Here is a 6463-nt window from a genome sequence, read left to right on the forward strand (position 1 = left end):
TTATGTTTGCTGAATTGGTTTGCCAGAGTAACTTCTCATTTTTAGAAGGAGCCTCTCATCCCGAAGAGCTGGTTAATACTGCCGCCTTTCTGGGCTATGAAGCCATTACCATCAGCGATGAATGTTCAGTAGCCGGGGTGGTCAGGGCCCACGCAGAAATCAAGGCGAATGGCTTACCCATAAAACTGATTGTTGGCAGCGTGTTTCGGTTGGCGCCGGATTTGAGAGTGTGCTTACTGTGCCCGGATAAAACCGCGTATGCCGAGCTCTGCCGTATTATTACCAATGCGCGGCGGCGTAGCGAAAAAGGGCATTACGCTTTATCAGAATGGGATCTCAAATCGGTTAAGTCGTGCCTGGCTATCTGGTTACCGGCGTATAACGACAATGACAGGCAATGGGCAGAATTTTTCGCTAAGTTTTTCAGTGAGCGCTGCTGGATTGGTGTATCGCGTTTATTAAACGGCAATGATAACACTCATTTCGCCACGGCAATGTCGCTTAGTGAAGAGTATTGTTTCCCTCTGTTAGCAACCAACCAGGCATTGTTTCATCACCCCGACCGCCAGCATACCCAACATGTTTTGCATGCCATACGCACACGCAGTACGGTGGCCGATTTAGGCCGCGATGGATTACCTAATCAGGAGCGCAGTCTTAAAACGCTTACCAAGCTCACCCGCTTATATCCTAAGGCATGGTTAAGCGAGAGTGTGAGCATTGCCAGCCTTTGTCAGTTTAATCTGGATGAGCTTAAGTATCAGTACCCCAGCGAGCTTGTACCCAACGGCTATACAGCAACCAGCTATCTTCGCCACTGCGTTGAAACAGGGATTAAGAAACGCTTTAAACAAGGTGTGCCTGAGGCTATCAGAGAGACGATTGAAAAAGAGCTGGCGCTTATCCATTCAGAGCAATTTGAATACTTCTTTCTGACCATTTACGACATTGTTCAATTTGCCAAAAGCCGGGGGATTTTGTATCAGGGCCGGGGCTCTGCGGCGAACTCCATTGTTTGTTATTGCCTTGAAATTACCGCCGTGGATCCGCGCCAGATTAACGTGTTGTTCGAGCGCTTTATTTCCAAAGAGCGTAACGAGCCGCCGGATATTGACGTGGACTTTGAACATGAACGTCGTGAAGAAGTTATCCAGTATATTTACGCCAAGTATGGCCGTGAGCGAACCGCGCTGGCGGCCAGTGTTTCGACTTTCCGATTTAAAAGTGCGTTTCGAGAAGTTGGCAAGGCATTAGGGCTGCCCGAATCACTCCTTAGTTATTGGCTGAAGCAGTTTAACCTTCGCGATAGAACCCTTGGCTGGCAAAGCCAGTTGCAGGAACTGGGCATCGATCAGGACGGCCGTACCGTTAAGCAGCTAATTAGCATAACGGAAGATATCATTGGCTTTCCCCGGCATTTGTCTCAGCATGTAGGCGGTTTTGTCATTTCTGCTGGTCCGCTATATGAGCTGGTACCGGTTGAAAATGCCGCCATGGCAGAGCGCAGTGTAATTCAGTGGGATAAGGACGATCTGGAGTCTTTGGGCCTGTTAAAGGTGGATGTGCTGGCGCTGGGCATGCTCACTGCAATACGTAAAGCCTTTTCATTGATCAAAGCCCGTTATCAACAGGATTTATCCATTCCCTTTATCTCTGCCCATGGTAGTGATCAGCAGGTATTTAATGCCATCTGCAAAGCCGATACCGTAGGTGTATTTCAGATTGAATCACGTGCACAAATGTCCATGCTGCCCCGATTAAAACCCGTTTCTTACTATGACCTGGTGGTGCAGATAGCGATTGTCAGGCCCGGTCCGATTCAGGGTGATATGGTGCATCCTTATTTATTAAGAAGGCACGGTAAGGAACCAGTTAGCTACCCTTCTGATGAAGTGAAATCGGTACTGAGCCGAACTATGGGGGTGCCAATTTTTCAGGAACAGGTGATCCAGTTAGCCATGGTTGCAGCAGGGTTTACCGGCGGCGAAGCAGATCAGCTCAGAAGAGCCATGGCCAGTTGGAAGAAAAACGGCAAGCTACGCCAGTTCAGAAGCAAACTGATCGACGGCATGACACAGAGAGGCTATAAGCCGCAATTTGCCGAGCAGCTCTTTGAGCAAATTTGTGGCTTTGGCGAGTACGGCTTTCCTGAGTCTCACTCCGCTTCTTTTGCGGTACTGGCTTATGCCTCAGCCTGGCTTAAGTATTATTACCCGGTGGAGTTTTATGTTGGTTTGCTTAACAGCTGGCCAATGGGCTTTTACTCACCCGCGCAGCTTATTCAGGATGCGTCCCGGCATCAGATTTATGCATTGCCGGTTGATATCAACAAAAGCAGTATTGATCACACTGTTGTTGATAATCATCACTTCAGACTGGGCCTGAGACAAGTAAATGGCTTATCAGACAAAGCCATGAACACACTGATATCACACCGCCCGGAAACAGGGTTTTCCAGCCTGACTGAGATTAAATCCCTTGGCCTAAGTCGCAGTGAGCTGTCTGCACTGGCCAGTGCCAACGTCTTAAAAACACTGGCTAAAGACCGTTTTAATACCCGCTGGCAGCTGATGGACTCTCAAATGACACTGCCTTTATTGAAAGATCAGAGTGACAGCAGGCCACAGATGTTGGCGCCAACAGCGGTTGAAGACCTGATTGAAGATTACGCGTCGCTTAACCTTTCTTTGTCTCAGCATCCTGTCAGGCTCCTTTTAGAGCAACATCCCCTTCCCCACCTGACACTGGCCAGTGAAGTCCTGAACAAAGCACATAAATCTCCCATACGAGTAGTAGGTTGCGTAGTTGGCCGACAAGCACCTGGCACGGCGGGCGGCGTAACTTTTATGACACTGGAGGATCACACCGGTAATCTGAATGTGGTGGTTTGGCAGAGTACCGCACGATTACAGAAAAAAGCCTTTATCAGCAGTAAGATCCTTGAAGTCCGGGGAATATTAGAACGCTCAGAAGAAGGTGTAACCCATATCATTGCAGGTAAACTTATCGATCACAGTGACAAATTTGAGCAGTTACTGATGCATTCCAGAGACTTTCATTAGTGATAGTACGCAATTTACATAAGAAAATACGTATATATCGACAAAAACGTATATAAAATACACAGGCTTTGCCGTAATCTAGTGTTATAGATGTCTCATAAACACGCTTTGTTATGTATAGCTTTAAGGGTATAGCTTTTGTTATAAGCCGCCTGGCACTATTGTTTTTTCTTATCGCGGGAAACTATAGCCGCGCCGACACCATTGTTATCGGTACACAGAATTTTCATTATTACCCTCATTACGACTTCACTTCAGAGGATGACAAAGGCCTTGCCTGGGCGATCTTCGAAGCTTTCAAAGCCACTACCAAACATGAGTTTGTGTATATTTCTATGCCGGTTCTCCGACTTCAAAAAGAACTCGCAAAGGGGAGTGTGGACTTTATCTATCCGGACAACCCTAAATGGTATAATCCGATTATGAGTAATACGTTCAAAACCTTTAGTCAGCCAGTAACAAGGGCACTGGGAGGGACGATTCTCCGCCCCGATAAAGTGGGTGCCGGCATTGCCGAAATTCGCCGGCTGGCAATGCCCTTAGGCTTTACACCAGTTAACTGGCAGGAAAGAGTGGATAAACAGCTTACACACCTTATCCGGGTTAACGATACCCTTAATGCGCTGGAACTCATAGCTAAGAACAAGGCTGACGCAGCCAACCTTGAATACCATGTCACTCAGCATATCGCTTCTCAACAGCCCTCTCTTGGCAAGTTTACACTGGACCCCGAATTACCCCATGACGGTGTAGCCTTTATGTTAGCAACAGTCAGCCACACCGAGCTGCTGGACGAATTTAACGCCTTTCTTGCTTCACACCAGGCATTAATTGAACAACTTCATAAGCAGTACCGAATCAAATCACCGGAGACTATTCTCAAAAACTTAAGTGACCAATACTACTGATTTTTATGTGTAATTTTTTCCTTAGCAACTAAAAACTTAACATCGCTTCAGTTTTCAACCCCTCAATAAGCACCAATTATCAATAGGTTACAACTGGCCAACTATTTGCTTCGTTGATTTCAAAGGAGTGAATATCATGCTTAAACCTTATTTTCTTTTTATTTTTCTGTTTTCTTTTTCCGGCTTTTCTATTGCTAACGATCAGGCTGTTTCTGTTGGTTATCTTAATGGATTCGATGATATCCAGGGCGTTCGGGTCGCCTGGCGTCCAACCACTCTGGATATTGATACCACCTGGCTGGGCGACGTAGACGTTTATCTGGAGGGTAGCGTTAATTTTTGGCGTTACTCGCAAAATGGTGACAGCGAAACCGATACCAATTTTACCGTGGCACTGACCCCGGTAATTATTAAGCGCCTTGGCACAATTAGCGACGAATATCCTGTCTATCTGGAAGCCGGTATTGGACTAAGTGTGGTTAGTGATCAGCACTTTGGAGGTAAGGATATCGGTTCACATTATCAGTTTGAAGATAAGCTTGGTCTTATCATTGACCTGGATGAAAGTGAAAAGCTAACTCAGCAGGTTGCTGTGAGATTTATTCACTATTCAAATGGTGGCCTGAATAATGATAACCCCGGTCTGGATTTTCTTAACCTTGCTTACATCGCTCATTTTTAACCGAATCGCACGCACTCTGCTGTTGCCTGACAGCAGAGTGTACCGCAGATATATATCCCTCCAGCCACCCGATAGAAACTGAACTTATAGATTGACGTTTCCCGGCGCTACGCGTTAATTGCAAATGTCTTTGGCATCTGTGTTTGTCCATGTACTATAGTTAATCTATTACTCATGGTATTAAGTAATGATGAAGCATTCTCTTATTCGCAAATATGCAGGTTCCATTGCTTTGCTGCTCTCATCGGCATTGTCATTTAGCTCTGCCTGCGCCGAAACCTATGTAGTAGCATCACAAAATATCGCCTATTACCCACATTATGAATTCTCAGCGGTTAAAGACAGAGGCTACGCCTGGGCACTGCTTGAAGCTTTTGCTGCTGACCGGGGTATTAAATTTGAATATGTGAGTATGCCAGTGCTGCGGCTGCAGATTGAACTGGAAAAAGGTAACGTAGACTTTGTTTACCCGGACCATCCAACCTGGACTAATCCGGTAAACGATAATGCCACCAAGCACTTTAGCGCCCCGTTAACAGAAAGCCTGGTTGGTACATTTGTAAAGCCAGAGCGATTTGGACAGGGCATCTCCTCCATCAGAAAAGTGTCCATTGTATTGGGCTTTTCCCCCTTGTATTGGCAAGAACGTATAGATAGCGGGCAAACGAAGCTTATATCGGTAGCAGACAATAAGTCAGCTATCTATATGGCGCAGTGGGATAGAGCTGACGCTTTTGATATGGACTATTACGTTGCTAAGTATCTGATGCAGAAACTTGATGATGTAGACGATTTTAAGCTCGATCCTGACCTGCCGGTAACTGTAGTCGAATTCTGTTTATCAACGGTCAAGAATCCAGAACTATTGTTGGAGCTTAATGAGTTTATAGCCAGCAACCCCGGGTTAGTCGCTATGCTTAAAGCCCGGTATAACATCGGTAACGCCCGTTACCGGCTTGAGTCTATTCAGGCAGGCTTGCAGTAGGGTTCTTCTTGGATGTTGAGTATGGTGCTCTTATTTACTCTACGCTTGTGAGAAGGAGATCCCGGATAAGTACTTCGTACTTTCCGGGATGACGGTCTTTGTTTTATTCGCGCTGTGTAAAGTGCGCTTTTTAACTCTACGGTTACACGACGGGGGTCCCGGTCTTCGCAGAGCGAAACCGGGAAGACGGTTCTTTTTTTATTGAATTAATAAAGCTCTCACATGGGGCTGCGCCGGTCACCGGTGAAGTCAGACCGTTATGCCAGTGGCATAACGCAGCTGGCTGAACCGGCAGCATGGATGCTGCCGTGGACATAGCACCAGGGAAGGGTTGTTACCTGTCTTTTATGCAGAGAGGAGATACTGAGAAGCCCCGATGGGTTAGGCTCTTCATAGGAGTGGCACGCCTGTGCCTTTCTAAGACAAAGGACTATCCATATGAGGTTGATAGCAGTGATGACGTTTTGCTAAACGCCAGATGCAAAAAAGGGCCATCCTTTCGGATAGCCCTTTTTCTTGGAATTGGGAGCCCCGTAGCCGGCGCGGGACGGTGTTCTACTCTCACATGGGGGTGAAGAACGGTGCTTCGTAGAAGCATGGCGAATGCCGGTGGCATTCGACAAGTGATGAACGCGAGGCATGGATGCCGAGCTGGATGCCCGCTACAGGGATGTATCACTATAGGACGCTGTTCAAAGAGTATTAATGGATATGACCCTCGATGGTTGGGTCTTCATAGGAGTGGTACGGCAGTACCAGTCCTAAAAGCAAAAAACCCAGCTTTCGCTGGGTTCTTTGTTTTTCGAATTAGGAGCCTGGCGGTGTT

4 protein-coding genes are annotated in these 6463 nt (G+C 46.8%); all 4 read left to right on the forward strand.

Features of this window, described 5'->3' with window-relative positions; all coding sequences use genetic code 11:
* The first annotated feature begins 2 nt into the window (after positions 1–2).
* Positions 3–3062 (forward strand): error-prone DNA polymerase, encoded by a 3060-nt coding sequence (locus tag D9T21_RS10770; RefSeq protein WP_206427261.1) that lies wholly within the window; start codon positions 3–5, stop codon positions 3060–3062.
* A 113-nt stretch (positions 3063–3175) separates the two neighbouring features.
* Positions 3176–3970: a type 2 periplasmic-binding domain-containing protein gene (locus tag D9T21_RS10775; RefSeq protein ID WP_123324934.1), complete on the forward strand. Its 795-nt coding sequence runs from the start codon at positions 3176–3178 to the stop codon at positions 3968–3970.
* Positions 3971–4106: 136 nt separating this feature from the next.
* Positions 4107–4652, forward strand: coding sequence for an acyloxyacyl hydrolase (locus tag D9T21_RS10780; RefSeq protein WP_123324935.1), 546 nt, complete (start codon positions 4107–4109; stop codon positions 4650–4652).
* A gap of 187 nt (positions 4653–4839) precedes the next feature.
* Positions 4840–5637, forward strand: coding sequence for a type 2 periplasmic-binding domain-containing protein (locus D9T21_RS10785; RefSeq protein ID WP_123324936.1), 798 nt, complete (start codon positions 4840–4842; stop codon positions 5635–5637).
* Positions 5638–6463: the final 826 nt, after the last annotated feature.

Origin of the sequence: Marisediminitalea oceani (assembly GCF_003731635.1) — a bacterium.
Taxonomy (GTDB): domain Bacteria; phylum Pseudomonadota; class Gammaproteobacteria; order Enterobacterales; family Alteromonadaceae; genus Alteromonas; species Alteromonas oceani.

What these genes read in the sequence shown, in the direction of transcription:
- D9T21_RS10780 (WP_123324935.1), top strand. Translation starts at nt 4,107, where the DNA reads ATGCTTAAACCTTATTTTCTTTTTATTTTTCTGTTTTCTTTTTCCGGC.
- D9T21_RS10785 (WP_123324936.1), top strand. Translation starts at nt 4,840, where the DNA reads ATGATGAAGCATTCTCTTATTCGCAAATATGCAGGTTCCATTGCTTTG.
- D9T21_RS10770 (WP_206427261.1), top strand. Translation starts at nt 3, where the DNA reads ATGTTTGCTGAATTGGTTTGCCAGAGTAACTTCTCATTTTTAGAAGGA.
- D9T21_RS10775 (WP_123324934.1), top strand. Translation starts at nt 3,176, where the DNA reads ATGTATAGCTTTAAGGGTATAGCTTTTGTTATAAGCCGCCTGGCACTA.